This window comes from Nocardiopsis sp. Huas11 (assembly GCF_003634495.1).
GTDB lineage: Bacteria > Actinomycetota > Actinomycetes > Streptosporangiales > Streptosporangiaceae > Nocardiopsis.
The window spans coordinates 2482232-2508650 of sequence record NZ_RBKY01000001.1 but is presented as its reverse complement, the minus strand read 5'-3'; the positions used below and the strand labels follow the sequence as shown (position 1 = coordinate 2508650).

The window sequence follows — 26419 nt, the reverse complement described above, 5'->3', positions numbered from 1 at the left end:
ACCTGTGGACCTGTCGGCGGGTGAACATGTCCCTCTACCGGCATGTCGACACGCCCTGAGCCGGGGCGGACCCGCCCGGGTCCGCCCCGGCTCAGTTCTGCGCCCCCGGGCGGACCAGCCCCGTCTCGTAGGCGATCACCACGAGGCCGACGCGGTCGCGGGCCCCGAGCTTGGCCAGCAGGCGCCCCACGTGGGTGCGCGCGGTCGCCGGGCTCAGGTGCAGGTCCGCACCGATCTCCTGGTTGGACATGCCGCGGCCGACCAGGGCCAGGACGTCGCGCTCGCGGTCGGTGAGCACGTCCAGCCGCGCCGCGGCCTCCGGTGCGACCGAGGTGTCCGCGAGGCGTTCGATGACCCTCCGGGTCACGCCGGGCGACAGCAGCGCCTCGCCGGCCGCCACCGTGCGCACCGCCTCGCGCAGTTCGCGCGGGGCCGCGTCCTTGAGGACGAACCCCGACGCTCCCAGCCGCAGCGCGGTGAACACGTTGTCGTCCTCCCCGAAGGTGGTCAGGACGACGATCCTGGTGTCGGCGTGTCGACCTGGCGACGTGTCGACCCGTCGACGCCGTTCCCTCAGCACCGCCAGTCCGTCCATCACCGGCATCTGCAGGTCCAGGAGCACCACGTCCGGTCGCAAGCGGTCCATGTCGGCGAGCGCCGTACGTCCCTCCTCGGACTCGCCCACCACCTCGATGTCGCCGTCGCGCTCCAGCAGCGACCGCACGCCCGTGCGGACCAGGGGCTGGTCGTCGACCAGCAGGACCCCGATCATCGGCCGCCCCCCGTCGGCAGGAAGGCCCGCACGCCGAACCCGCCCTCGGACCGCGGCCCCGCCTCCACCGTTCCGCCCACCAGTCGCACCCGTTCCCTCATACCCGCGAGCCCGCTTCCACTCGATTGCTCCGTCACCGCCACGGCCGCGCCGTCGTCGGTCACCGTCACCTCCAGTTCCCCCTCGCCCCGCTGGAACACCACCTCCGCCCGCCCGGCGCGCGCGTGGCGCAGCGTGTTGGTCAGTGCCTCCTGCACGATCCGGTAGGCGGTGGCGTCCACCATCCCGGACAGGTCGCCCGGAGCCGGCGCGCCCTCGACGCGCACGTCCACGCCGGCCGCGCGGACCGAGTCGACGAGCTCCTCCAGGTGCGCCAGGGAAGCCACGCGCTCCTCCCCCGGGTCGGCGTCCCGCAGGGCCCGCACGGTGGCCCGCAGCTCGCTCAGACCGGCCCGTGAGGCCTGCGTGACGTGCCCGAGCTCGGTCCGGGCCACCGGGACGTCGGCGGGCTCGTCCTCGAGCGCCTCGGCGGCGACCGCCGCGTGCAGCGCCACGACCGACAGGTGGTGGCCGACCGCGTCGTGCAGGTCGCGGGCGATCCTGGTCCGTTCCAGCGCCATCAGCTCCGCGGCCTCCGCCTCACGCGCCTGCCCGTCCAAGAGCGCGATCCGGGCCCGCTGCCGCTCGGCGCGGGCGCGCTGCCACTGAACGTTGCCCAGGGCGATGGCCGCGCCCATGATCGCCACTGTGGAGGCCAGCTCGTAGCCCAGGAGGTAGGCGGGGTCCTGGCCCTCCCCCAGCCGCCCGCCGGTGGAGACCAGGACCAGGGCCGCGGCCGTTCCCACCGCCCAGTACGAGCGGCCCCGCTCGGCCGCGGAGTACAGGGCGGCCGCGGCGGGAACCGCCAGGCCGATGGTCGGCAGGTCGATGACGTAGTTGGCGACGATCAGCACGGACGTGGCGAGCAGGACCATGACCGGCCAACGGCGACGGACCAGCATGAGCGCGCCCAGGACCGCGGCGAGCGCGTACCCGAGGTGGATGTCGCCCCTGTCACTGACGTCGGCTCCCACGGCGATGGCCACCACGGCGAAGACGGCGAACCCGAACAGGGCGTCGACGACGACGTCCTGGCGTGCGGACTGGCTTGGCATGCGGCGATTCTATGGACCGCGGAGCCGCGGGGCGGTGTCCCCCGGTCCCGCGTCGCGACGCCGCCGGCCGGCCCCCGGGTACGTCGAGACGCGTAGGGGCGCGGGAGCGGCGGCGGACGACGCGCGGGGGTCCCCCTGCCTAGCGTCGAGGGTGTCCGCTTCCGGTGCGCCCGCCGCACCGCGAGCTCCGAACTCCGAACTCCGAACTCCGCGAGGTCCACCATGAACCCGTCCCGCCCCACCCCGAACACCGCCGGCGGCCCGGACCAGGGCCCGTTCGCGAACATCCCGTGGTCCCTGGTGCTGGGGCTCGGCGCGCTCGCCCTCGTGCGCCCGCTGCTCAGCATCACCGGTGTGACCGAGTCCCTCGGCTGGTCCCCCTGGCTCCAGCTGACCGTCACCGCCGCCGTCAGCCTGGCCTGGATCGTGGCGGTCGTCGTCGCCCGCGCCCCGCGCCCGCTGCTCACACTGGTGTACACGGGGCTCACCTACGGGGTGTTCGCGATCGTGCTCAGCGCCGTCCTCTCACCGTTCCTCACCGGTGAGCTGCAGGGGCCCGTCACCAACCCCTTCGGTCTCGTCTCGGTCCTCGCGACCAACGCCGTCTGGGGCCTGGTCTGCGGCGCGGTCGCGCTCGCGGTCCGGTCGGCGCTGAACCGCGGGCGCTCCCGGATCTGAGGCGCGGAGCCCTGGCATACCCCGCCCCCGTACGCTGGGCGGATGTCGGAAAGGGAATGCGGTGCGCCTACCATCGGTTGTGCTAACCAGATTTCCCCCGAGGTCACACCTGGTGACCAGGAGACCGACTGTGCGAAGGGCCAACGAGCGTGAGTGACGTCCGCAATGTCATCATCATCGGATCCGGGCCGGCCGGATACACCGCGGCCGTCTACGCCGCGCGTGCCGAGCTGCGGCCCCTGGTGTTCGAGGGCTCCATCACCGCCGGTGGTGCGCTCATGAACACGACCGATGTCGAGAACTTCCCCGGCTTTCCCGACGGCATCATGGGACCGGACCTCATGGACAACCTGCGCAAGCAGGCCGAGCGCTTCGGCGCCGAACTCGTCCCGGAGGACGTCACCGAGGTCGACCTCACCAAGCCCGTGAAGGAGGTCACGGCCGGCGGTGAGACCTTCCTCGCGCACACGGTCATCCTGGCCACCGGATCGGGCTACCGCGAACTCGGCGTCCCCGGCGAGAAGGAACTGTCCGGCCGCGGCACCTCCTGGTGCGCCACGTGCGACGGCTTCTTCTTCCGCGACCAGGACATCGCGGTCGCGGGCGGCGGCGACACCGCCATGGAGGAGGCCCTCTTCCTCACCCGCTTCGCCAAGTCGGTCACCGTCATCCACCGTCGGGACGAGCTCCGCGCCAGCCGCATCATGGCCGAGCGCGCGCTGGCCAACGACAAGATCTCGTTCCTGTGGAACACCGAGGTCAAGGAGGTGCTCGGCACGGAGCGCGTCACCGGCCTCAAGGTGTTCGACAACAAGACCAACGAGACGAGCACGCTGGACGTCACCGGCCTGTTCGTCGCGATCGGCCACGACCCGCGCGTCGAGCTGTTCAACAAGCAGATCGAGCTGGACGACGAGGGCTACGTCCGCGTCGACGCCCCCTCCACCCGCACCAACCGCGCGGGCGTGTTCGCGGCGGGCGACGTCGTCGACCACCAGTACCGCCAGGCGATCACCGCCGCCGGCACCGGTTGCTCCGCCGCGCTGGACGCCGAGCGCTACCTCGCCGACATGGGCAACTAGAACGCCCGGTACGCTCACCGCGCCCTGTCGTACCGCGCCGCACGGCGGCGGTCGGCCACGACGCGGGGCGCCCTCCGAACCTTCACCTCACCGGTCTCGCCGAATCAAGGAGAACAATGTCCACCGTCAAGCACGTCACCGACGCCACCTTCAAGGATGACGTCCTGGCCAGCGACAAGCCGGTCCTCGTCGACTTCTGGGCCGACTGGTGCGGCCCCTGCAAGCAGATGGCTCCGGTCCTGGACAAGCTGGCGGAGGAGTACGGCGACAAGATCGAGATCGTCAAGCTGAACACCGACGAGAACCCGAACACCCCGCGCGACTACAACGTCATGTCGCTGCCGACGATGAACGTCTACAAGGGTGGCGAGGTCGTCAAGCAGATCATCGGCGCCAAGCCCAAGCGCGTCCTGGAGAAGGACCTGGCCGAGTTCCTGTAACGAGGACCGCCACAGCGCACGAAAGGCCCCCAGAACCACTTCTGGGGGCCTTTCCCATGCCACGCCTCCACCCGGTCGGGTCGACCTCTCCCGACCCGCCGACGGCCACCACAGGGGCGATGTTTCACGTGAAACATCGCCCCTGGTGCCGGATCGGCGCGCCCTCGGCGGCGACCCGCGGACGGCCGATGCCGGCCGATGGCGGACGGCCGGCCGTCGATCAGTCCACAGGTGGACGTGTCGACAAGGCGCTCAACCGATCTGGGCGATGATCCGCTCGAGGTCCTCCGGCGTCGCGAACTCCACGACGATCTTGCCCTTCTTCTTGCCCATGTCCACCTTCACGGTGGTGTCCAGGCGGTCGGCGAAACGCGTCGCCCACTCCTCGATCTGCGGCGGGTTGGGCACCCGGCCCGCCTTGGCCGCACGCGGCTGACGATCGGGCTCGGGCTCCTCCCTGAGGGAGATGACCTCCTCCAGCGACCGGACGGACAGGCCCTCCTGCACCACGCGCGCGGCCAGGCGGTCCTGGAGCTCGGGGTCCTCGACCCTCAGCAGCGCCCGCGCGTGCCCCGCGCTCAGCACCTTCGCCGCCACCCGCGACTGCACCTTCGGCGGCAGGTTGAGCAGACGCAGGGTGTTGGTGATGTGCGGCCGCGAGCGGCCGACCCGCTGCGCGAGGACGTCGTGGGTCGCCCCGAAGTCGTCCAGCAGCTGCTGGTAGGCGGCCGCCTCCTCCAGGGGGTTGAGCTCCTGTCGGTGCAGGTTCTCCAGGAGGGCGTCCAGGAGCAGGGCGTCGTCGCTCGTGCTGCGGACGATCGCCGGGATCCGCTCCAGGCCGGCGTCCCTGCTGGCGCGCCAGCGCCGCTCCCCCATGATGAGCTCGTACCGCGGCTCGTCGCCGTCCTCGACCTTGCGGACCACCACCGGCTGGAGCAGCCCGACCTCGGTGATGGAGTCGCGCAGCTCCTCCAGCGCCTGGTCGTCGAAGTGGTGGCGGGGCTGGCGGGGGTTGCGCGTGATCGCGTCGACCGCCACCTCCTCCAGGTACGTCCCGTCCGGCAGACCGGCGGGGGCGGGAGGAGCCGAATCCTCGACCGCCTCCGGTTCGGGCGCCTTCTCACTCGGGCCCTGCGGGATGAGTGTCCCCAACCCCCTGCCCAGTGCGCGCCGTTGCTGGCTCACCGGCAACTCCTTCCACACTCCTCGAAAGAACTTCCGTCCGGGATCACCGGACCTGCGTCAGCCGCCGACCGTCTCCGCCCGGAACGCCATCTCCCGAGCGGCCTCGAGATAGGCCACCGCCCCCGTCGACGCGGGGTCGTAGGTCATCACCGACTCCCCGAAGCTGGGCGCCTCGGACACGCGCACGCTCCGCGGAACGAGCGTCTGCAGGACGAGCTCCCCGAAGTGGGAGCGGACCTCGTCGGCCACCTGCTGCGAGAGCCGGGTCCGGCCGTCGTACATCGTCAGCAGGATGGTGCTGACCGCCAGCCCGGGATTGAGGTGGGACTGGACGAGCTTGACGTTGTGCAGCAGCTGGCCCAGCCCCTCCAGCGCGTAGTACTCGCACTGGATCGGGACCATGACCTCGTCGCACGCCACCATCGCGTTGACCGTGAGCAGGCCGAGCGAGGGAGGGCAGTCGATGAGGATGTAGTCGAGTTCGGAGGTGTCGTAGGCGGAGAAGGCCCGCTTGAGACGGGACTCGCGCGCGACGAGGGAGACCAGTTCGATCTCCGCGCCGGCGAGGTCGATGGTGGCGGGAGCGCACCACAGGTTCGGGATGTTCGGCACCGGCTGGGCGAGGTTGCGGATGTCCTCGTCCTCGACCAGGCAGTGGTAGATCGAACGGGTCTGGGTGCCGCGCTCCATGCCGAGTGCGGTGGAGGCGTTGCCCTGGGGGTCGAGGTCGACGACGAGGACGCGCTGGCCGTGCATGGCCAGCGCGGCCGCGATGTTGACGGTCGTCGTGGTCTTGCCGACTCCGCCCTTCTGGTTCGCGACACTGATCACCCGGCAGGACGCCGGCCGGGGCCAGGGTTCCTCGCTGCCGCGGACCGACATCGCCGCCTGGGCCGCGCGTGCGAGAGGAGTGTCGGGGACGCCGCCTGTTTCACGTGAAACATCGAGCAGGTCGCCATAGGAGGATGTTTCACGTGAAACATCAGCTGGATTCTGGGACACGAATGAGTTCACCTCTTCCGTCCGCGCTTCTTTTTTCCGCCCCGCGGCGGCGGACCACCCTCGGATGTCACCGTGACGCGGACGACCGTGGTAGCGGGTTCGACCTTACCGTGGCCGACCCGGATGACATCGCAGACGCTAGGGCGCAGTTTCGACACTTCTTTCTCGGCCGCCGCCAGTTCGGCCTCGGCCTGCTCCCCCTTGAGCGCGAGGAGACTGCCGTCCTTGCGCAGGAGCGGTAGCGCCCACCCCGCCAACCGGGGCAGCGGAGCGACCGCGCGGGCGGTCACGAAGTCCGCGATCAGCTCGCCGCGCACCTCCTCGGCCCTCCCCCGGCGCACCTCCACGTTCGGCAGGTCCAACAGCTCGACCGCCTCGTTGAGGAAGACCGTCCGCCTCAGGAGCGGTTCCAGGAGCACCATCCTGATGTCGGGACGAAGGAGGCCGAGCACCAGGCCGGGCAGTCCGGCGCCGGAGCCGACGTCGACCACGCTCGCGCCCTCGGGGATCAGCTCCTCCACCACGGCGCAGTTGATGAGGTGCCGCTCCCACAGCCTCGGAACCTCGCGCGGGCCGATGAGGCCGCGCCGGACACCGTCGTCCGCGAGGAGTTCGGCGAAGCGCCGCGCCTTCGGCAGCGAGTCCCCGAACACCGTCTCCGCCTGCACGGTCGGAGCGGTCGGAGCGGTCTCCTCAGAGCCCGAGGACATCAGTCACCACCTGTCGGAACTCGTCCATCGTCACTTCCATGCTTCGATCGCCAGAGCACGATACGCGCCCCCATGATCCTATGCGCGGGTGTCACCAACGTTTCACGTGAAACATCGGAGCACACCGACGACGTGCCCATGGAAACGAAGAGTCCGCTCGACCCCCTCAGGAGACCGCCCCGCGGACATGTCGACTCCCCGGAGAGCTTTGTCGGCCTCCCGGGGCACCATGTCGACTTCGCGCGGCGCCATGTCGACTTCGTGGAGAGCTTTGTCGACTCGCGCGGCCCTGGCGCCGACGACCCTGGCCCCGTCCCCGCGCCCCGACCCCTGGGCGCGGGGACGGGGCGCGGCTCTGCGCCGGGCGCGGCGCCGGACGCGGCGCCGGACGCGGGGACCAGCGCGACCGGACGGAGAGAGGGCCCGACAACGACGGGAGGGGTGGCGATGTTTCACGTGAAACATCGCCACCCCTCCCGGAGTGCGTACTGCCCGCGGCCGGCAACCTCCGCCGCGGCCTCGCCTAGTCGGCGGGGTGCACGACCACGTAGCGGTTGGGCTCCTCGCCCTCGGACTCGCTCCGCAGGCCGGCCGCCGCGACCGCGTCGTGGACGACCTTGCGCTCGAACGGGGTCATGGGCTCCAGGGGTTCGATCTCACCGGACTCCTTGACCCTCGCCGCCGCCTCCGAGCCGATCTGGAAGAGCACCTTGCGGCGGCCCTCGCGGAAGCCTCCGATGTCGAGCATCAGACGGCTGCGCTCACCGGTCGCCCGGTGGACGGCCAGACGGGTCAGCTCCTGGAGGGCCTCCAGAACCTCACCGTTCTCGCCGATGAGCTCGTCCAGAGTGGCTCCGACGACCGACACGAGCGCACGGTCGCCCTCCACGTCCATGTCGATGTCACCGTCGAAGTCCGCGATGTCGAGGAGTCCCTCGATGTAGTCCGCGGCGATGTCGCCCTCGTTCTCCAGGGCCTCGACGTCGAACTCGGCCTCAGGCGCGTCAGCCACCGCTACTCCACCGCTCTCTTCCCGTCCCACAGCGAATCTCCTCTAGTCCACTCACGCCCTGGCCGTCGTACGCCTCAGGGGCCTTGTCGCCTGCGCACTCGGCAGCCCCGAGCGGATACCGACCCTAGTTGGACCCGTCCCCGCCACGCTTGGACCGCGGCTGCTTCTTGGGCTGCTTACGCTCGATCTTAGGCTCTTCCTTCGGCTCAGGCGCGGATTCGGCGCCCTTCTTTCGGCCGAGCATGCCCTTGGCCGAACCGTTGAACGAAGCCTTGCCGCCGCCGCTCTTGGCGTCCGCGGTATCGGCGCCCGGAACGGGCTGGTTCCGGTAGAGGTAGTGCTGCTGCACCATGGTCCACACGTTGGACGTGACCCAGTAGACGAGCACACCGACGGGCATGGCCAGACCGAAGAGTCCGAAGGCCGGCGCCAGGTACATCATGATCTTCTGCGTCTGCATCATGGGGTTGTCGGGCATCTGCGCGGTGCTGCGCTTGATGCTCTGCCGCATGGTGAGGAACGTGGTGAAGCCCATGATCACGCAGGCGATCGCGATGAGGACCTTCGCCATGATCGGGTCGGTGGACCCCAGGGCGAGCAGCTCTTCGTTGGAGCTGTTGAACTGGGCCGCGATCGGCGCCTCGAAGATCAGCGCCTGACGCGCGCTGTCGGCCAGCTGCTGGTCGAAGCCGTACTGGGCGTTGCCCTCGGCGACGCTCCGCAGCACGCTGAACAGCGCGAAGAAGACCGGCATCTGCAGGAGGAGCGGAAGACAACCCATGATCGGGTTGGTGCCGCTCTCCTGGTAGATCTTCATGGACTCCTGCTGCAAGCGCTGCTTGTCGTGCTTGTAGCGCTCCCGAAGCTTGGCGATCTTCGGTTGGACGTCCTGCATCTTCCGCTGCGTGTTCATCTGCTTGACGAACAGCGGAACCATGAGGAGTCGCATGAGTACGGTGAGCAGCACGATGGACAGGCCCCACGCCCATCCGCTGTCGGGGTCCAGGCCGGTCAGGGACAGGCCCGTGTGGATCCAGGCCAACACGTGGCCGACGATGTTGTAAAGCCAGTCGAGCACCGGCCAACTCCTATGTGATTCGGTTCGGCTACTGGTCCCCGGGAGCGGTGCCGGTGTGGCCGGTACCGCCCGCCGACTCCTCGGGCTCCCGGCCCTGGCGCCCCTTGGGCGGCGGTACCGGATCGAGTCCCCCGGGATGGAAGGGGTGGCAGCGGGCGATGCGGCGGATTCCCAGCCACAGCCCGCGTGCGGCTCCGTGCACACGCAGCGCCTCGACGGCGTACGCGCTGCACGAAGGGTAGAAACGACAGACCGGGGGGAAGAGCGGACTGATGAAGCGTTGGTAGCCCCGGATGGGCAGGATCAGCACCCGCGCGAACGCCGTCGGTCTGGTCTCGGTCATCGGCTCGCCTACCGTTCCCCGTCCCCGTCAGGACGGCGGTCCACCACTGTCTCGCCTCTCGACGCACCGGTGCCCCGGCTTCGACGGGCGTCGCGGCCGCGCCGACCGTCACGGCCGCGCCGGGGCCGGGTGGCCGCGGCGAGCGCGCTGTCGAGTTGCGCGGCCAGCTCGGTCTGCCGCGCTGTGGCGGCCGAGGGCTTGGCACGTACTACCAGCAGGCTACCGTCAGGCAGCTCGGCGACCTTAGACCGCATCACGTGCCGCAGTCGGCGCTGGACCCTCTTGCGCACCACGGCGATGCCGACGGACTTGCCGACGACGAAGCCCACGCGGGGCGGGTCCGCCTCCACCGCGTCCGCGGGAGGCGCGAGGTAGACCAGGCCGATGGCGTCGCGGGAAGCGCGGCGGCCCGAGCGCATCACGGAAGAGAACTCGGAGCCGCGGCGCATCCGGTTCCTCGACGACAGCATCGGCGCTCCCTCCCGCGTCGGATCCCACGTATCCCATGAAAAAAGGGACCGGCCGGCGAGAAGGCCGGACCGGTCCCTGAGGTCTTGGTGCTGGGCGTGGCCTAGTGGCTCACGGTCAGCGCCGCGCGCCCCTTACGACGACGCGAGGCGATGATGGCGCGACCGGCGCGCGTACGCATGCGCAGCCGGAAGCCGTGGACCTTCGCGCGACGCCGGTTGTTCGGCTGGTACGTACGCTTGCTCACTACAGGCTCCAGGGGCGTGTCAGGAAAGTACTACGACAGACCCCCAGGATAAGCGGGGCCTCAGAGTGCATGTGCCGTGGCCGCGCCGTCATGCGGACATGGGCGAGGGCAGATCATCGGCATAAGCATAAAGAAGATACGACGAGACGCGAGCGTGGTCAAATCGGCCCACGTCACGTGCCCCGGCGCCCCCACCGCGGAGGCGCCCCCGCGCCTGGCGGGGAGCAGTTTTCCACAGCTCGGCAGGTGCTGTGGCCTGTGGATAACCACAACCTGTGGATAACTTGTCGCCAGCGGCCGGGCCGCCGCCCTCGTCATCGCCCTACACAGGCCATGAACAGGGATTTGTGGATAACCCTGCACCACCCGACGAGGTCTGACATCCTGTGGATAAACCTGTGCACAACTTGTGGACAACAGCCCGGATCTGTGGATACGGCCTCGGTTCGGCCAGGTTATCCACAGGCCCGTGGGACCCTGGAACCCCGCCTGTGCACAGCCTCACTGCCCCAACACCCCTGGGGAGAGAGGACAATGGAGAGCTCACCCCCATGCGCGACGACACAGGTCCCCTCCGCCCGCTCCGAACAGACCCGCACCGAAGGGACGACAACCGTGGCAGGTCACCTTGGCTGACGCACAGGTCAACCTCGCAATGGTCTGGTCCAGTGTGCTGGACGGGATCGACAACGACGCCCTGCCCGCGCACCAGCGCGCCTGGCTTCCGCAGACCCGTCCGCTGGGCCTGATCGAGGACACCGCACTGATCGCGGCGCCCAACGAGTTCACCAAGAAGGTGCTGGAGACCCGCCTCTACCCTGCGATCAGCCGGGCCCTGTCCGCCCACCTGGGCCGGGACATCCGTGTCGCGGTGACCGTCGACCCCACCGCAGTGCAGACGCCTCCCCCCACCCCCGTCGCGCCGTCGGCCCCCTTCGGGGCCCCCGACGACCACTCCCACACGCGCGCCTACGATCCCCCCGCGTCCCAGGGGCAGCACGCCCGTCCGGAGCCCGAGCCCTACCGTCCGGCTCCTCAGCGGCCCGCGCCCCAGGAGCAGGCCCACCAGGGACAGGCCCGCCAGGAGCAGGCGCCCCAGGAACAGAGGCACGGACAGCCGATCGGGGACCACGGCCCGCACCACTTCCCTCCGGCGCGCCCGCAGGCCCCGGCCGGATACTCCGATCAGGGCCCCCAGTCCGCCGCGCCCCGCCCGCCGGCGCACACCGCCGCGCCGACCGAGCGCGACGGCAGCGACCTGCTGGGACCGAACACCGGGCACACCGGTGAGGACGCCTCCCGCACCGCGGAGCAGCACCCGTCCGCGCACGAGGAGCCGTCGTCGCCCGGCCTGTGGGCGCCCGCCGGCCCCACGGCCCACCCCGCCGCGCCCGAGCCCCAGGGCTGGGACCGGCCGCACAACGGATGGCAGCAGGAGAGCTGGGGCGGGCCCGACTGGGACCGGCCCAACCGGTGGGAGACCCCGCGGCGCGAGCCCGCGCCCACGGCAGAGGAGCGCCACACGGAGGAGCCCGCGCCCGCCCCCGCGCCGTCGCCCGGGCCCCCCGAGGAGGCCCGCCGCGGCGACGGTCCGTCCAGGACCGAGAGCCCCGAGCCGCCTCCCACTCCCCCGGGCCGTTCTCCCGAGATCCCGCCCGGCGAGCACGCGCGGCTCAATCCCAAGTACACGTTCGACACCTTCGTCATCGGCTCCAGCAACCGCTTCGCCCACGCGGCGTCGGTCGCGGCCGCCGAGGCGCCGGCCAAGGCCTACAACCCGCTGTTCATCCACGGCGGCTCCGGGCTGGGCAAGACCCACCTCCTGCACGCCATCGGGCACTACACGCACCGGCTCTACGAGGGTTCGCGGGTGCGCTACGTCAGCTCCGAGGAGTTCACCAACGAGTTCATCAACTCGATCCGGGACGGCAAGGCGGACGGCTTCCGCCGCAGGTACCGGGACATCGACGTGCTCCTGGTGGACGACATCCAGTTCCTGGAGAACAAGGAGCAGACGCAGGAGGAGTTCTTCCACACGTTCAACACGCTCCACAACTCCGACAAGCAGATCGTCATCTCCAGCGACCGGCCGCCCAAGCAGCTGACGACGCTGGAGGACCGGATGCGCAGCCGGTTCGAGTGGGGCCTGCTGACCGACGTCCAGCCGCCCGAGTTGGAGACCCGGATCGCGATCCTGCGCAAGAAGGCCGCGCAGGAGGGCCTGGCGGCGCCGCCGGAGGTCCTGGAGTTCATCGCCAGCAAGATCTCCACCAACATCCGCGAGCTGGAGGGGGCGCTGATCCGCGTCACCGCGTTCGCCAGCCTCAACCGCCAGTCGGTGGACCTGGACCTGACCGGGCAGGTCCTGCGCGACCTGGTCCCGAGCACGGAGGTCCCCGAGATCACCGCCGGCTCGATCATGTCCCAGACGGCCGCCTACTTCGGCCTGAGCGTGGAGGACCTCTGCGGGACCTCGCGGTCTCGCGTGCTGGTGACCGCGCGGCAGATCGCCATGTACCTGTGCCGGGAGCTCACCGACCTCTCCCTGCCCAAGATCGGGCAGCAGTTCGGCGGCCGGGACCACACGACCGTGATGCACGCCGACCGCAAGGTGCGTGCCCTGATGGCCGAACGCCGGTCCATCTACAACCAGGTCCACGAACTCACCAGTCGCATCAAGGACCAGCCTTAGGGCGTGTATGACGGATGCTGCCCGTCGCGAGCGGTGTTCCAGTGGTGGCCTCGCAAGGCCGAAGAAGGAAGCATCCTGGTGTGGCTGTTGACTGATGAGAACGCAGTGAGGGTGCCGCTGGGGCGTCGCGCAGCAGGGTGAGTGTCCGTCATACACGCCCTAAGGGGCGGGTGTGCTGGAACGGGGCGGTTCACACGCTGTGGACCGCCCCGAGTCGTGTCCGGAGAGTTATCCACAGGTTCTGGGGACAACCGGTGTGGACGCGGCGGTTCCGGTACAGGCCTCTCCGGGGCCGCGCCCGGCTCCGCGGGCCCTGCGCCGACCTCCCTGTTCGCCGCCGAGCGGCCCGCACGGGGCCCTCTGTTGCCCTGCCCACATCCAGGCGCCGCCCCGCGGCCACCGCCCTCACCTGCGGCTTCGTACACACCTCGAACACGGACCTGTGGACAAAGCTGTGCACAGACCCTTTGCCCCGGTTCGCGTGCTCTGCGCGGCGGCGCCGAAAAAAGTTTCCAGGTTTCTTGGCCGAGTTATCCACAGGAAGGGCCCGGATTCTGTGGAAAACCATGTGGACAACCTGTGGACAACGGCTCGGAAGTTGTGGGTAACCCGGTCCGTTCTGTGGACGGATCGATGAGCGGACGCAGCGCTCGACCCGGTGCGCCTGTGGAGAACCTGGGGAAAACCTGTGGACGCAGCTGTGGACGGAGTGTGGACAAGCTGTGGGGCCCTCGCGCCGTCCACAGGCACCCCGAGTTACGCACAGGGTCGTCCACAAGCACTGTGGATAAAAATTCCGGTGTTGACCTGGTCAAACGATGGTTATCCACATTATCCACAGCCCCTACTACTACGACGCACCTTCATTAACCCAGATGTGGCTTCTCAACCGCTCCGCGGAAAAACTGTGGACAAAGCGATGAGTCGGCAGCGACGGCGACCGCCTCCCGAGATGTCAGCGGCAGCGGAGGAATCCGGGTAACGTGAGGTCTCGCCCCTGTCCTGCGCCGCCCGATCGGAGCGGTGACCCCAACGGGCTCCGAGGGCCCTCCCCGGTGGCACCGAACGGCGTCGCACACACCCTGTGGACGACGCCGGCCCACCGACTCCGGAGACCTCGGACCACCCCTTCAGACACCACCACGAGCTGCAACGTTGAGGCTGCGACCGGTCCGCCGGTCGTGCGGAAAGTGAGTCGGAAAGTGAAGTTCCGGGTCGAACGCGACGTACTGGCCGACGCAGTCGCCTGGACCGCGCGCACACTCCCGACGCGCCCCTCGGTCCCGGTGCTCGTCGGCGTCCTGCTCGACGCAGGAGAGTTCGACGGCAGGCAGCAGGTCCGCCTGGCCGGTTTCGACTACGAGGTCTCCACGCAGGCCGCGGTCGACGTCGAGGTCGAGGAGCCGGGCCAGGTCCTGGTCCCCGGCAAGCTGCTGGCGGAGATCACCCGCAACCTCCCACCCCAGGTGGTCGAGGTCGCCACCGACGGCCCCAAGGTCGTCGTCAGCTGCGGCAGCGCCAAGTTCACGCTCACGACCATGCCGGTCGAGGACTACCCCACGCTCCCGGAGATGCCCGGTGTGAGCGGGACCGTCGGCAGCGACGCCTTCGCCGCCGCGGTCAGCCAGGTGGCCGTGGCCGCCGGCCGGGACGACACCCTGCCGATGCTGACCGGCGTCCGGGTCGAGATCGAGGGCGAGACCATCACCCTCGCCTCCACCGACCGCTACCGCCTGGCCGTGCGCGAGCTGACCTGGAAGCCGGAGAACCCCGAGCTGTCCGCGGTCGCCCTGGTCCCGGCCAAGACGCTCCACGACACCGCCAAGTCCCTCACCTCGGGCGCCGAGGTCTCCGTCGCGCTCTCCAGCGGCGACGGCGGCGAGGGCATGATCGGCTTCGAGGGCGGCGGCCGCCGCACCACCTCGCGCCTGCTGGACGGGGAGTTCCCCAAGTACCGGGCTCTGCTGCCCGACAGCTTCAACACCGTCGCCGAGGTGAGCCGCACCGAGTTCGTCGAGGCGGTCAAGCGCGTGTCGTTGGTCGCCGAGCGCAACACGCCGCTGCGGCTGGCCTTCTCCCAGGGCCGCCTGGTCCTGGAGGCCGGGACCGGCGAGGACGCCCAGGCGGTCGAGGTCCTGGAGGCCGACCTGGACGGCGAGGACATCCAGATCGCGTTCAACTCCGGGTTCCTCCTGGACGGACTCGGCGCAGTCGGCACCGACCTCGCCCGCCTGCACTTCACCACCTCGACCAAGCCCGCGATCCTCACGGGCAAGCCGGCCGAGGAAGGGGCGCCCGCCCAGTACCGCTACCTCATCATGCCGGTGCGCCTGTCCGGCTGATCCGGCACGGGTTCGATTGACTGACGTCTGCCGCCGACGGCCCGAGGACACCCTCCGGGCCGATCGGCGTCCACATGTCCACAGGTGGCGAAGGGGAGCGAAGACATGCAACTCGGAATGATCGGGCTCGGCAAGATGGGCGGCAACATGGCCGCCCGGCTTCGGGAGAAGGGCCACGACGTCGTCGGCTTCGACGTCATGTCGCCGGAGCGCGACGTGGACACCCTCCAGGACCTGGTGTCGCGGCTGGCGGCCCCCCGCGTCGTCTGGGTCATGGTCCCCTCGGGCGATCCCACCGTGACCACCATCAACGAGCTGCGGGACCTCCTCCAGGAGGGCGACCTCGTCATCGAGGGCGGCAACTCCCACTACGTGGACGACCGCACGCGCGCCGACGACCTTGCCGAGAAGGGCATCGGCTACCTCGACGTCGGCGTCAGCGGCGGCGTCTGGGGCCGTCAGAACGGCTACGGCATCATGGTCGGCGGCCAGAAGGCGGACGTCGAGCGCGCCCGTCCGGTCTTCGACTCCCTGACCCCCGACGAGGGCGGCGGCTTCGTCCACGCCGGAGCGGTCGGTGCCGGGCACTTCGTGAAGATGGTCCACAACGGCATCGAGTACGGCATGATGCAGTCCTTCGCCGAGGGCTTCGAGCTCATGGCCGCCTCCGGCATCGTGGACGACGTCCCGGGCACCTTCGAGAGCTGGCGCGAGGGCACGGTCGTGCGCTCCTGGCTGCTCGACCTGCTCAGCCGGGCACTGGAGGAGGACCCCGACCTCTCCGAGCTGCGCGGCTACGCGCAGGACTCCGGTGAGGGCCGCTGGACCGTCCAGGCCGCCGTGGACCACGCCGTACCCGCCCCGGCGATCACCGCCGCGCTGTTCGCCCGCTTCGCCTCGCGGCAGGACGACAGCCCCGCGATGAAGGTCGTCGCCGCCCTGCGCAACCAGTTCGGCGGCCACGCGGTCACCAAGTCCGACCCGGACCCGCGTACGCCCTCCCGGGACTAGGCCGTGTTCTTCGCGGCATTCCGGGCTCGCGGCCGCCAGGAGCGCCTCTCGCGGCGCCTCTGTACTCGTAAGGCACAACCAGGCTGAACTTCGCACATCGTCTGGCGAGAGACGACCTGACGACCGCGAGCTCACCCGAAAGCCCGCAGAAGAACACGGCCTGGCCACCGCTTCCTCGGTGTCCTCGGCCCCCGCGGGGGCCGAGGTGCCCGGCCGAGTGAGCCGTGGAGCGAACGTGCCCGGGGGCGCCGCGCGCCCCCGAGCCCTTCTCCACCCTCTCCTTCGACGCCCGTTACCGAGCCACCGCTCCTGGAGGAAGGCCGGATGTACGTCTCCCACCTGCAACTGGCCGACTTCCGGTCCTACACCTCCGCTCTGGTGGAGCTGGGGCCGGGCGTGAGCGTCTTCGTCGGCGCCAACGGCCAGGGCAAGACCAACCTCGTCGAGGCCGTCGGCTACGTCGCGTCGCTCAGCAGCCACCGGGTCTCCTCGGACACCCCGCTGGTCCGCCAGGGCGCGCCGCGGGCGATCGTCCGGGCCAAGGTGGTGCGCGACGATCGCTCGATGGTCGTGGACCTGGAGCTCAACCCCGGGCGCGCCAACCGCGCCCGCCTCAACCAGTCGCCCGTCTCCCGGCCCCGCGAGGTGCTGGGCGTGCTGCGCACCGTGCTGTTCGCTCCCGAGGACCTGGCCCTGGTCAAGGGCGACCCCGGTGAGCGGCGCCGGTTCCTCGACGACCTGCTCGTGGCGCGTGCTCCGCGCATGGCGGGTGTGCGCTCCGACTACGACCGGGTGCTCAAGCAGCGCAACGCCCTGCTGAAGTCGGCCTCCGCGCAGTTCTTCAGACGTGGCGCGGACCCGGACCTGAGCACCCGGGAGGTGTGGGACGACCACCTGGCGCACGCGGGGGCCGAACTGCTCGTGGCGCGTTTGGACCTGGTCGCCGCACTGCGCCCCCTGGTCGCCCAGGCCTACGCGGGGCTGACCGACTCGGGCGGGCCGGCCGTTCCCGCCTACCGTTCCTCCGCGGCGGAGGAGGGCGAGGAGCTCCCCGCCGACCGTCCACAGCTTGTGGACAAGTTGCGCGCGGCCATGGCCGGGGCCCGGGAGCGCGAGCTCCAACGCGGGATCAGCCTGGTCGGGCCGCACCGCGACGACCTGCTGCTGAGCCTCGCGGACATGCCCGCGAAGGGGTACGCGAGCCAGGGAGAGTCGTGGTCCTACGCGCTGTCGCTGAAGCTGGCCGCCTTCGAGCTGCTGCGGGCCGACGGCGACGATCCCGTCCTGATCCTGGACGACGTGTTCGCCGAACTGGACAGCGAACGGCGCCGTCGGCTGGCCGAGCGGGTCCGTGACGCGGAACAGGTGCTGGTGACCGCGGCGGTCGCGGACGACATTCCCAAGGAACTCGACGGCGCGCGGTTCGGTGTGCGCGAGGGGAGCGTCGAGAGTGAGTGAGGCCCGTCCACAGCCTGTGGATCCACGTCCGGGTCAGGGAGCCTTCGGTTCCGGTCCCGCCTCCGGTGTCGGCCGGGTCCGTCCACAACCTGTGGACAGAGGAGTGCCCGGCCCCTCCCCCGACGCGGCACGGCCGGGTCCGGCCTCGCCCGGACCGGGCCCGGCCCCGGCCGCACCTTCCACTCCGCCTTCCGCCTCCCCGGCCGACGTGCCGGCGGCTCCCGCGGCTCCCGCGGCTCCCGCGGCTCCCGCGGCTCCCGCCGCGTCCGGCGCCGATCTCGCCCGGCAGGCCCTGGCGCGCGCCAAGGCCGAGGCCCGCGAGCGCGGCGCGGTGCCCCGCGGCGCACCGCGGTCCCGGCGGCGTGGCCGGTTCCGGTCACGCAACGAGCCCCAGCTGTTCGGCGACGCGGTCCGTACCTGGTTGATCGACCACGGATGGCAGGAGCAGGTCGCCATCGGCGGGGTCTTCGGTCGCTGGGCCGACATCGTGGGCACGTTCAACGCGGAGCACCTCCGGCCGGAGAGCTTTTCGGAGGGAGAACTCGTCGTCGTAGCCGATTCGCCGACGATGGCCGCCCACGCGCGCGCGATGGTGCGTGATCTGATGCGCCGCCTCAACGAGGAGTTGGGCGAGGGGACGGTCATCGCGATCAAGGTCAAGGGACCCGGCTCCCGGCGTCGTTAACCGACCGATCATGCCCGTCCGTGTGCTTCCGTCCTGGTTGTGGCGGTGGTTTCCGCAGGTGAGCGGGGGTATGTGGGTGACGGAGCGGGCGGCCCTCCCCCGCCGTTCTCCTCGTCCCACCCGGTTGCGGGGACGGGCATGGGGGCTCAACGCCACTGAACCGCGCCGGGACTTGCTCAAAGGGCGTCCCGCGTGTAGGGACTCGACTCCCGCCCTGAACGTTCGATCTGGGGCGGCACAGGGCCGCCAATGCCACTTTGTCGCACCGTGCGGGGTATCATGGGGACGGTTCTTCAGACGCCTGTAGCCGGTACCACGCCCCCAGGAGAGGGTGGGCGGACGGCCCGTGTGGCGAGTGGTGGTCCCCCAGGTGTGACGGTATGTCGACACCCTTGGTCACCGGTCCGCGGGTTGACCGTTGCCGCGCGGCCGCGGTCGGCAGGCGTCCCCAGCAGGAGGGTGTTCCCACTTGGCCTACGACGCTCGATCAATCACGGTCCTGGAAGGGCTTGAGGCAGTACGCAAGCGCCCCGGGATGTACATCGGTTCCACCGGAGAGCGGGGCCTGCACCACCTGGTCTACGAGGTGGTCGACAACTCGGTCGACGAGGCGCTGGCGGATTACGCCGACGCCATCGAGGTGACCCTGTTGGCCGACGGCGGGGTGCGGGTGGCCGACAACGGCCGCGGTATCCCCATCGACCTGCATCCCGTGGAGAAGCGCCCGGCCGTCGAGGTCGTCCTCACCACGCTGCACGCGGGCGGCAAGTTCGACGGCAAGTCCTACGCGGTCTCCGGCGGTCTGCACGGTGTCGGCGTCTCCGTCGTCAACGCCCTGTCCACGGCCCTGGAAGTGGAGATCCGCAAGGACGGATTCACCTGGCGCCAGCGCTACGAGATGACCGCCCCCACCGGCGCGCTCATCAAGGGCGAGGCGACCGAGGAGACCGGTACCCAGATCACCTTCTGGCCCGACGGCTCCATCTTCGAGACCACGGTCTTCACCTTCGAGACCCTCGCGCGCCGGATGCAGGAGATGGCCTTCCTCAACAAGGGGCTGTCCATCACCATCCGCGACGAGCGGCCGGACCACACCGACGGCGGCCCGACCGTCAACACCTTCCACTACGACGAGGGTCTGTCCGACTACGTCCGGCACATCAACACCAAGAAGGAGCCGGCCCACGCCTCGATCATCTCGTTCGAGGAGGAGGGTGACGGCATCTCGGCCGAGATCGCCATGCAGTGGAACCAGTCGTACACCTCGTCGGTGCACACCTTCGCCAACACCATCAACACGGCGGAGGGCGGCACGCACGAGGAGGGGTTCCGCTCCGCGCTCACCACGCTGGTCAACCGCTACGCGCGGGACCAGAAGCTGCTGCGCGAGAAGGAGGAGAACCTCACCGGTGACGACATCCGCGAGGGCCTGACCGCGATCATCTCGGTCAAGCTGGCCGACCCCCAGTTCGAGGGCCAGACCAAGACCAAGCTGGGCAACACCGAGGCCAAGTCCTTCGTCCAGAAGGTCACCAACGAGCACCTGCGCGACTGGTTCGAGCGCAACCCGGGCGAGGCCAAGGACATCGTGTCCAAGGCCAGCCAGGCCGCCCGAGCCCGCGTCGCCGCGCGCCAGGCCCGCGACCTCACCCGGCGCAAGACCCTCCTGGAGTCCACCTCCCTCCCCGGCAAGTTGTCCGACTGCCAGTCGACCAACCCGGAGGAGTGCGAGGTCTACATCGTCGAGGGTGACTCGGCGGGCGGCTCGGCCAAGGGCGGGCGCAACCCTCACAACCAGGCCATCCTGCCCATCCGAGGCAAGATCCTGAACGTGGAGAAGTCGCGCATCGACCGCATCCTCAAGAACAACGAGGTCCAGGCGATCATCACCGCCCTGGGCACCGGTATCCACGAGGAGTTCGACGCCGACAAGCTGCGGTACCACAAGGTCATCCTCATGGCCGACGCCGACGTCGACGGCCAGCACATCCGGACCCTGCTGCTCACGCTGCTGTTCCGCTTCATGAAGCCGCTGGTGGAGGCCGGGAACGTGTTCCTGGCCGCCCCGCCGCTGTACAAGATCAAGTGGGACCAGAAGGGCAGCGACGCCGACTACGCCTTCTCCGACCCCGAGCGCGACCGGCTGATCGAGGCCGGTATCGCCGCCGGCAAGCGGGACCCGCGCCCGCGCGACATGGTGCAGCGGTTCAAGGGTCTGGGCGAGATGAACGCCAATGAGCTGTGGGACACCACGATGGACCCCGACCGCCGCGTCCTGCTCCAGGTGACCCTGGAGGACGCGGCCCAGGCCGACGACATGTTCAGCGTGCTCATGGGAGAGGACGTCGAGTCGCGGCGCTCCTTCATCCAGCGCAACGCCAAGGACGTTCGTTTCCTGGACATCTAGTCCCGTACCGCAGGCAGGCCCGGTGGCCCCGGGCAGTGAACTACTGAGAAGGGATCGACATCCGTGACGGATGCGAACAACCCGGACGTCCCTGAGGGTACGGAATCCGCAGCGGAGACGCCGGCCCGTGTGACCGACCGGATCGAGCCCGTCGACATCCAGGTCGAGATGCAGCGCAGCTACCTCGACTACGCGATGTCGGTCATCGTCGGCCGTGCCCTCCCCGACGTCCGCGACGGACTCAAGCCCGTCCACCAGCGCGTCCTGTACGCGATGTACGACGGCGGCTACCGCCCCGACCGCGGGTACTTCAAGTGCGCCCGCGTCGTCGGCGACGTGATGGGCAACTACCACCCGCATGGTGACAGCGCCATCTACGACACCCTGGTGCGCCTGGCGCAGTCCTGGTCGATGCGGATGCCGCTGGTCGACCCCAACGGCAACTTCGGTTCGCCGGGCAACGACCCCGCCGCCGCCATGCGCTACACCGAGTGCAAGCTGGCGCCGCTGGCGATGGAGATGCTCCGGGACATCGACAAGGAGACCGTCGACTTCCGGCCCAACTACGACGGACGCTCCTCCGAGCCCGTCGTGCTCCCGGCCCGGTTCCCGAACCTGCTGGTCAACGGCTCATCGGGCATCGCGGTCGGGATGGCCACGAACATCCCGCCGCACAACCTGCGCGAGATCGCCGAGGGCGTCTACTGGTACCTGGAGAACCCCGAGACCGAGGACGAGCAGCTCCTCGACGAGCTCATGGCCCGGATCAAGGGCCCGGACTTCCCGACCCGCGGCCTCATCGTGGGCAAGCGCGGGATCGAGGAGGCCTACCGGACCGGCCGCGGCTCGATCACCATGCGCGCCGTGGTCGAGGTGGAGGAGGACAGCCGGGGACGCCAGATCCTGGTCGTCACCGAGCTGCCCTACCAGGTCAACCCGGACAACCTCGCCGAGAAGATCGCCGACCTGGTCAAGGACGGCAAGATCACCGGCATCGCCGACGTCCGTGACGAGAGCAGCGGCCGCACCGGCCAGCGCCTGGTGATCGTGCTCAAGCGCGACGCCGTGGCCAAGGTCGTGCTGAACAACCTCTACAAGCACACGCAGCTCCAGGACACCTTCGGCGCGAACATGCTCGCGCTGGTGGACGGTGTGCCGCGCACCCTGCGCCTGGACCAGATGATCCGGCACTGGGTCAAGCACCAGGTCGAGGTCATCGTCCGGCGCACCCAGTACCTGCTGCGCAAGGCCGAGGAGCGGGCGCACATCCTGCGCGCGCTGCTCAAGGCCATGGACCGGATCGACGAGGTCATCAGCCTCATCCGGGCCAGCGCCTCCGCCGACGACGCGCGCACGGGTCTGATGGGGCTCCTGGAGATCGACGACATCCAGGCGCGCGCCATCCTCGACATGCAGTTGCGCAAGCTGGCGGCACTGGAGCGCAACGCGCTGACCGCCGAGTACGACGAGCTCATGTCGCAGATCGCCGACTACAACGACATCCTCTCCTCGGACGTGCGCCAGCGCTCCATCATCCGCGCGGAGCTCGGCGAGATCGTCGACAAGTACGGCGACGAGCGCCGCACGCACATCATCCCGTTCGAGGGTGACATGCGCATGGAGGACTTCATCGCCGAGGAGGACGTGGTCGTCACGATCTCCCGCGGCGGTTACGCCAAGCGCACCCGGATCGACAACTACCGGGCGCAAAAGCGCGGCGGCAAGGGCGTGCGCGGAGCCCAGCTCAAGCAGGACGACATCGTCCAGCACTTCTTCGTCACCACCACCCACCACTGGATCCTGTGCTTCACGAACCAGGGCCGGGTGTACCGGACGAAGGCCTACGAGCTGCCGGAGGCCGCCAGGGACGCGCGCGGACAGCACGTGGCCAACCTGCTGCCGTTCCAGCCGGGCGAGGAGATCGCGCAGATCATGGCGCTGCGCGACTACGAGGCCGCACCGTACATGGTCCTCGCCACCCGTGAGGGCCTGGTGAAGAAGTCGCGCCTGGAGGACTTCGACTCCGCCCGCGCGGCCGGCATCATCGCGATCAACCTGCGCGAGGACGACGAGCTGATCGCCGCGCGCCTGGTCTTCCCCGACGACGACCTGCTGTTGATCTCCAGCGACGCCCAGGCGATCCGCTTCTCCGCCTCCGACGAGTCGCTGCGGCCGATGGGCCGGGCCACCAGCGGTGTGATCGGCATGCGCTTCCTGGAGGGCGACTACCTCCTGAGCATGGACGTCATCCGCCCCGGCGACGGGTCCACGGACGTCCTGGTCGCGACGGAGAACGGCTACGCCAAGCGCACGCCGTCCGAGCAGTACCCCGTGCAGAACCGGGGCGGCAAGGGCGTCCTGACGGCCAAGGTGGTGGAGGCCAGGGGCAAGCTGGTCGGCGCGCTGATGGTCGACCCGGAGGTGGACGAGATCTTCGCGATCACGTCCGCCGGCGGAGTCATCCGCACCGGCGCCGAGGAGGTCAAGCAGTCGGGCCGCACGACGATGGGCGTGCGCCTGATGAACCTCGACAAGGGCAACAAGATCGTGGCCGTGGCGCGCAACGCCGAGGCCGCGGAAGAGGTCGAGGTCGAGGCAGAGGTGGCCGACACGGGCGAAGAGGCAGCCGAGGCGCAGAACTCCGAGGCCTAGACTGCGCGATAAGCGTGGTACGTCCCGTGGGGCACATCGCGGCCCCACGGGACACCTCTTGCCCCATTCACCGGTCCCAAAGAAAGTCCAGCGGTAACGTTTCTATGTCTGAGAACCAGCGGAACACCACCACGAACGAATCCGACTCGGACGCCCCGGAGACGGCCGCGCCGGAGACGGGCGCCGTCGACACGACGGAGTCCGACACCGACACGGTGGCGGACACGTCCGAGGAGTCGGCGGCCGACGAGGCCGGGGAGTCCACGGAGACCGCCACGAAGGATGCGGTCGCGGAGGAGCCCGAGGCCGGTGCCGCGGAGGCGGCCGACAGGGCCGAAGAGGCGGACAAGGCCGAGAAGGCGGCGGCCGCCGGGGAGGTCCAGGACGGCGACAAGGTCGAGGCCGTTGAGGACTCCGCGGAGGCCGGGGGCATCGGGAAGCCCGCGGGCTCCGAGAAGACCGCGGCGGGCTCCGCTGCGGCGGTCACGGCTCCGGGCCGGGGCGAGGCGGAGCGGGATTCGGTGAACGAGTCGGTGGCGGATCGTACGGAGGCGGGAGAGGCACCAGTGACGGACCCGAAGGACGCGTCCCCTCAGGGGACCAGCGCCGTGAAGGCGACCCTGTCCAGCCGCAAGGCGCACCTGACGGTCTCCAGAGTGGAACCGTGGTCGGTGATGAAGTTCAGCTTCGTCGTCTCCCTGGTGTGCTTCATCGTCCTGTTCGTCGCGATCACCGTGATCTACGTGACGCTGTCGATGCTGGGCGTCTTCGACGAGATGACCAACATGATCAACGCGCTCCTGGAGGGCGACGGAGCCGAGGACGAGCTGGGCCTCAACCCGGCCGCCTGGTTCTCGCCCGGGCGCGTGCTCGGCTACACGGGTGTGGTGGGCGCGCTCAACATCGTGCTCATCACCGCCCTGTCGACCGTGTCCGCGATGCTCTACAACCTGGTCGCCGACCTCGTCGGCGGCGTGGACGTGACCCTCTCCGAGGCGGAGTAGCCCTGCTCCACACGCACACGGTGGGAGCCGGCCCCTTCACGGGACCGGCTCCCACTGTTCTTCGTCGGCTCGTGCCGGGTCAGCGCTTGCGCGGGAGGAACTCCTGGGCCTTGGACTTGATCCCCTTCGTCAGCACCGACCACGCCTCCGGGTCGCCCTTCATCAGGGCGTCGGCCGTGCTCTCCATCTGGTCGAGCGTGGCGTGCGGCGGGATGGGCGGGATGGCCGGATCGGTGACGAACTCCAGCAGCGCGGGCCGGTCGGCGGCCAGCGCCCGGCGCCAGGCGTCGGCGACCCCCTCCGGGGAGTCGACCCGGATGCCCATCAGCCCCAGGCTCTCGGCGAACCCGGCGTAGGACAGGTCCGGGATCCGCTGCGACGGGATGAACTGCGGTGTTCCGCCCATCGCGCGCAGTTCCCACGTGACCTGGTTCAGGTCGCCGTTGTTGAAGACGGCCACGATGGCCCGCGGGTCGTCCCACTCCTTCGCGTAGTGGGACAGTGTGATCAGCTCGTTGATCCCGCTCATCTGCATCGCCCCGTCGCCCACCAGCGCGATCACCGGCCGGTCGGGGTGGGCGAACTTCGCACCCAGGGCGTAGGGCGCGCCCGGGCACATCGTCGCCAGGGTGCCGGACAGCGAGCCGCGCATTCCCTGACGGAAGCGCAGGTGGCGGGCGTACCAGTTGGCGGCCGACCCCGAGTCCGCCGTCACGATCACGTTGTCGGGCAGCAGCGGTGACAGTTCGTGGCAGACGAGTTCGGGGTTGATCGGGTCGGCCTCGACGTGCGCCCGCTGCTCGAGGACCTGCCACCACCGCTCGACGTTGCCCTCGATCTTCTCGCGCCAGGACCGGTCCGTCTTGCGTTCGAGCAGCGGCAGCAGCATCCGCAGGGACTCGGTGGCGTCGCCCACCAGGTTGCACTCGAACGGGTACCGCATGCCGATCATCGTCGGGTCGATGTCGATCTGGATGGCCCGCGCCTGGTCGAAGTCAGGCAGGAACTGGCTGTAGGGCAGGTTGGAGCCCACCACCAGCAGGGTGTCGCAGTCGCGCATCAGCTCGTAGGACGGCCGCGTCCCGAGCAGGCCGATGGCGCCCGTGACGAAGGACGGCTCGTCGGAGAGCACGTCCTTGCCCAGGAGCGCCTTGGCCACACCGGCGCCGAGGACGTCGGCGACCTCGGTGAGCTCCTGGGCCGCGCCGCGCGCCCCCTGGCCGGCCAGGATCGCGACCCGTTCGCCGGAGTTGAGGATCTCCGCGGCCTGGGCCAACCCCTCGGCGGAGGGCATGACCTTGCCGCCGGAGACGCCGAGGCTGGAGGGCACCATCTTGAACTCGTGTGTGGGCGGCGTGTACTCCAGCTCCTGCACGTCGGCCGGGATGATGACCGCGGTGACGGTCCGCCGCGTGATCGCGGTGCGGATCGCCCGGTCCAGCACGTTGGGCAGCTGTTCGGGCACCGTGACCATCTGCAGGTAGTCGCCGGCCACGTCCTTGTACAGCGACATCAGGTCGACTTCCTGCTGGTAGGAGCCGCCCATCGCGCTGCGCGCGGTCTGCCCGATGATCGCGACCACGGGGACGTGGTCGAGTTTGGCGTCGTAGAGGCCGTTGAGCAGGTGGATGGCGCCCGGCCCCGACGTGGCCGCGCAGACGCCGACGCGGCCGGAGCACTTGGCGTAGCCGGTGGCCTCGAACGCCGACAGCTCCTCGTGGCGGGACTGGATGAACCGGGGCCGGTTGTCGGCGCGCCCCCACGCGCCGAGCAGTCCGTTGATGCCGTCGCCGGAGTAGGAGAAGACGTGCTCGATCCCCCACTCCCGCAGGCGTGCCAATACGTGGTCAGCGACCAAGTCGGCCATGGTGCTTCCTCTCCCGGGGGCCAGGACCCGGCCGTCGGGATCCCCCGTCGCGTCGCACTTCTCCCGTGCTCGCGCAGCACGGGAACCCTCTGTGGCCGCGCTACCCAGGCCGCGAGGACGCACACCTCCC

22 protein-coding genes are annotated in these 26419 nt (G+C 69.9%); 11 read left to right on the top strand and 11 right to left on the bottom strand.

Going from position 1 to position 26419, the window contains the following annotated elements; translation table 11 throughout:
- Nucleotides 1-91 precede the first annotated feature (91 nt).
- Both DFP74_RS11210 and DFP74_RS11205 read right to left on the bottom strand, forming a co-directional pair.
- Entirely contained in the window at nucleotides 92-772 is a 681-nt protein-coding gene (locus DFP74_RS11210) for a response regulator transcription factor (protein ID WP_121181638.1), read from the bottom strand.
- Nucleotides 769-1926 (bottom strand): sensor histidine kinase, encoded by a 1158-nt coding sequence (locus tag DFP74_RS11205; RefSeq protein WP_121181637.1) that lies wholly within the window; start codon nucleotides 1924-1926, stop codon nucleotides 769-771. The genes DFP74_RS11210 and DFP74_RS11205 overlap by 4 nt, the downstream gene beginning before the upstream one ends.
- A gap of 222 nt (nucleotides 1927-2148) precedes the next feature.
- On the opposite strand from DFP74_RS11205, the gene DFP74_RS11200 reads away from it, so the two are divergent.
- From DFP74_RS11200 to trxA, 3 genes are all read left to right on the top strand, one after another.
- A complete protein-coding gene (locus DFP74_RS11200) occupies nucleotides 2149-2604 on the top strand; it encodes a hypothetical protein (RefSeq protein ID WP_121181636.1) in 456 nt (151 codons plus the stop codon).
- A gap of 149 nt (nucleotides 2605-2753) precedes the next feature.
- The gene (trxB, locus tag DFP74_RS11195) at nucleotides 2754-3686 is read left to right on the top strand and encodes a thioredoxin-disulfide reductase (protein ID WP_121181635.1); all 933 of its coding nucleotides are present in this window, start codon (nucleotides 2754-2756) and stop codon (nucleotides 3684-3686) included.
- A 116-nt stretch (nucleotides 3687-3802) separates the two neighbouring features.
- Nucleotides 3803-4126 (top strand): thioredoxin, encoded by a 324-nt coding sequence (gene trxA, locus DFP74_RS11190; RefSeq protein WP_121181634.1) that lies wholly within the window; start codon nucleotides 3803-3805, stop codon nucleotides 4124-4126.
- A 252-nt stretch (nucleotides 4127-4378) separates the two neighbouring features.
- Here trxA and DFP74_RS11185 read toward each other — a convergent pair whose 3' ends face one another.
- From DFP74_RS11185 to rpmH, 8 genes are all read right to left on the bottom strand, one after another.
- On the bottom strand, nucleotides 4379-5311 hold the full coding sequence (locus DFP74_RS11185; RefSeq protein ID WP_121181633.1) for a ParB/RepB/Spo0J family partition protein: 933 nt from the start codon (nucleotides 5309-5311) through the stop codon (nucleotides 4379-4381).
- A gap of 57 nt (nucleotides 5312-5368) precedes the next feature.
- The gene (locus tag DFP74_RS11180; protein WP_199725609.1) at nucleotides 5369-6193 is read right to left on the bottom strand and encodes a ParA family protein; all 825 of its coding nucleotides are present in this window, start codon (nucleotides 6191-6193) and stop codon (nucleotides 5369-5371) included.
- Between the two features lie 128 nt (nucleotides 6194-6321).
- Nucleotides 6322-7023 (bottom strand): 16S rRNA (guanine(527)-N(7))-methyltransferase RsmG, encoded by a 702-nt coding sequence (gene rsmG / locus DFP74_RS11175; protein WP_121181632.1) that lies wholly within the window; start codon nucleotides 7021-7023, stop codon nucleotides 6322-6324.
- A 523-nt stretch (nucleotides 7024-7546) separates the two neighbouring features.
- Nucleotides 7547-8035, bottom strand: a complete 489-nt coding sequence (locus DFP74_RS11170) for a R3H domain-containing nucleic acid-binding protein (RefSeq protein ID WP_121181631.1) — start codon at nucleotides 8033-8035, stop codon at nucleotides 7547-7549.
- Between the two features lie 124 nt (nucleotides 8036-8159).
- Nucleotides 8160-9113, bottom strand: a complete 954-nt coding sequence (gene yidC / locus DFP74_RS11165; protein WP_121181630.1) for a membrane protein insertase YidC — start codon at nucleotides 9111-9113, stop codon at nucleotides 8160-8162.
- Between the two features lie 28 nt (nucleotides 9114-9141).
- A complete protein-coding gene (gene yidD / locus DFP74_RS11160; RefSeq protein ID WP_121181629.1) occupies nucleotides 9142-9456 on the bottom strand; it encodes a membrane protein insertion efficiency factor YidD in 315 nt (104 codons plus the stop codon).
- Between the two features lie 8 nt (nucleotides 9457-9464).
- Complete coding sequence (gene rnpA, locus DFP74_RS11155; protein WP_121181628.1) at nucleotides 9465-9926, bottom strand: ribonuclease P protein component; 462 nt, start codon at nucleotides 9924-9926, stop codon at nucleotides 9465-9467.
- Nucleotides 9927-10027: 101 nt separating this feature from the next.
- Complete coding sequence (gene rpmH, locus DFP74_RS11150) at nucleotides 10028-10171, bottom strand: 50S ribosomal protein L34 (RefSeq protein WP_013155858.1); 144 nt, start codon at nucleotides 10169-10171, stop codon at nucleotides 10028-10030.
- A gap of 655 nt (nucleotides 10172-10826) precedes the next feature.
- Here rpmH and dnaA point away from each other — a divergent pair.
- From dnaA to DFP74_RS11110, 8 genes are all read left to right on the top strand, one after another.
- Nucleotides 10827-12863, top strand: coding sequence for a chromosomal replication initiator protein DnaA (gene dnaA / locus DFP74_RS11145; RefSeq protein ID WP_233571330.1), 2037 nt, complete (start codon nucleotides 10827-10829; stop codon nucleotides 12861-12863).
- 1202 nt (nucleotides 12864-14065) lie between these two features.
- Nucleotides 14066-15205 (top strand): DNA polymerase III subunit beta, encoded by a 1140-nt coding sequence (gene dnaN / locus DFP74_RS11140; protein WP_121181626.1) that lies wholly within the window; start codon nucleotides 14066-14068, stop codon nucleotides 15203-15205.
- 105 nt (nucleotides 15206-15310) lie between these two features.
- Complete coding sequence (gnd, locus tag DFP74_RS11135; RefSeq protein ID WP_121181625.1) at nucleotides 15311-16216, top strand: phosphogluconate dehydrogenase (NAD(+)-dependent, decarboxylating); 906 nt, start codon at nucleotides 15311-15313, stop codon at nucleotides 16214-16216.
- Between the two features lie 324 nt (nucleotides 16217-16540).
- Nucleotides 16541-17674 (top strand): DNA replication/repair protein RecF, encoded by a 1134-nt coding sequence (recF, locus tag DFP74_RS11130; RefSeq protein ID WP_121181624.1) that lies wholly within the window; start codon nucleotides 16541-16543, stop codon nucleotides 17672-17674.
- Between the two features lie 208 nt (nucleotides 17675-17882).
- Complete coding sequence (locus DFP74_RS11125; RefSeq protein WP_121188179.1) at nucleotides 17883-18359, top strand: DUF721 domain-containing protein; 477 nt, start codon at nucleotides 17883-17885, stop codon at nucleotides 18357-18359.
- A gap of 469 nt (nucleotides 18360-18828) precedes the next feature.
- Nucleotides 18829-20766, top strand: a complete 1938-nt coding sequence (gyrB, locus tag DFP74_RS11120; RefSeq protein WP_121181623.1) for a DNA topoisomerase (ATP-hydrolyzing) subunit B — start codon at nucleotides 18829-18831, stop codon at nucleotides 20764-20766.
- 63 nt (nucleotides 20767-20829) lie between these two features.
- Nucleotides 20830-23418: a DNA gyrase subunit A gene (gene gyrA / locus DFP74_RS11115; RefSeq protein WP_199725607.1), complete on the top strand. Its 2589-nt coding sequence runs from the start codon at nucleotides 20830-20832 to the stop codon at nucleotides 23416-23418.
- 104 nt (nucleotides 23419-23522) lie between these two features.
- Nucleotides 23523-24422 (top strand): DUF3566 domain-containing protein, encoded by a 900-nt coding sequence (locus tag DFP74_RS11110; RefSeq protein WP_121181621.1) that lies wholly within the window; start codon nucleotides 23523-23525, stop codon nucleotides 24420-24422.
- A gap of 79 nt (nucleotides 24423-24501) precedes the next feature.
- Here the strand turns inward: DFP74_RS11110 and DFP74_RS11105 are convergent, their stop codons facing one another.
- On the bottom strand, nucleotides 24502-26289 hold the full coding sequence (locus DFP74_RS11105; RefSeq protein WP_121181620.1) for a thiamine pyrophosphate-requiring protein: 1788 nt from the start codon (nucleotides 26287-26289) through the stop codon (nucleotides 24502-24504).
- Between the last annotated feature and the right edge of the window lie 130 nt (nucleotides 26290-26419).

Bases quoted from the DNA above. Each gene is read 5' to 3' on its own strand.
- DFP74_RS11180 (WP_199725609.1), bottom strand. From the start codon at position 6,193: ATGTCGGTCCGCGGCAGCGAGGAACCCTGGCCCCGGCCGGCGTCCTGC.
- gnd (WP_121181625.1), top strand. From the start codon at position 15,311: ATGCAACTCGGAATGATCGGGCTCGGCAAGATGGGCGGCAACATGGCC.
- DFP74_RS11200 (WP_121181636.1), top strand. From the start codon at position 2,149: ATGAACCCGTCCCGCCCCACCCCGAACACCGCCGGCGGCCCGGACCAG.
- dnaA (WP_233571330.1), top strand. From the start codon at position 10,827: ATGGTCTGGTCCAGTGTGCTGGACGGGATCGACAACGACGCCCTGCCC.
- rsmG (WP_121181632.1), bottom strand. From the start codon at position 7,023: ATGTCCTCGGGCTCTGAGGAGACCGCTCCGACCGCTCCGACCGTGCAG.
- DFP74_RS11205 (WP_121181637.1), bottom strand. From the start codon at position 1,926: ATGCCAAGCCAGTCCGCACGCCAGGACGTCGTCGTCGACGCCCTGTTC.
- recF (WP_121181624.1), top strand. From the start codon at position 16,541: ATGTACGTCTCCCACCTGCAACTGGCCGACTTCCGGTCCTACACCTCC.
- rnpA (WP_121181628.1), bottom strand. From the start codon at position 9,926: ATGCTGTCGTCGAGGAACCGGATGCGCCGCGGCTCCGAGTTCTCTTCC.
- DFP74_RS11110 (WP_121181621.1), top strand. From the start codon at position 23,523: ATGTCTGAGAACCAGCGGAACACCACCACGAACGAATCCGACTCGGAC.
- trxA (WP_121181634.1), top strand. From the start codon at position 3,803: ATGTCCACCGTCAAGCACGTCACCGACGCCACCTTCAAGGATGACGTC.
- DFP74_RS11210 (WP_121181638.1), bottom strand. From the start codon at position 772: ATGATCGGGGTCCTGCTGGTCGACGACCAGCCCCTGGTCCGCACGGGC.
- yidD (WP_121181629.1), bottom strand. From the start codon at position 9,456: ATGACCGAGACCAGACCGACGGCGTTCGCGCGGGTGCTGATCCTGCCC.
- DFP74_RS11105 (WP_121181620.1), bottom strand. From the start codon at position 26,289: ATGGCCGACTTGGTCGCTGACCACGTATTGGCACGCCTGCGGGAGTGG.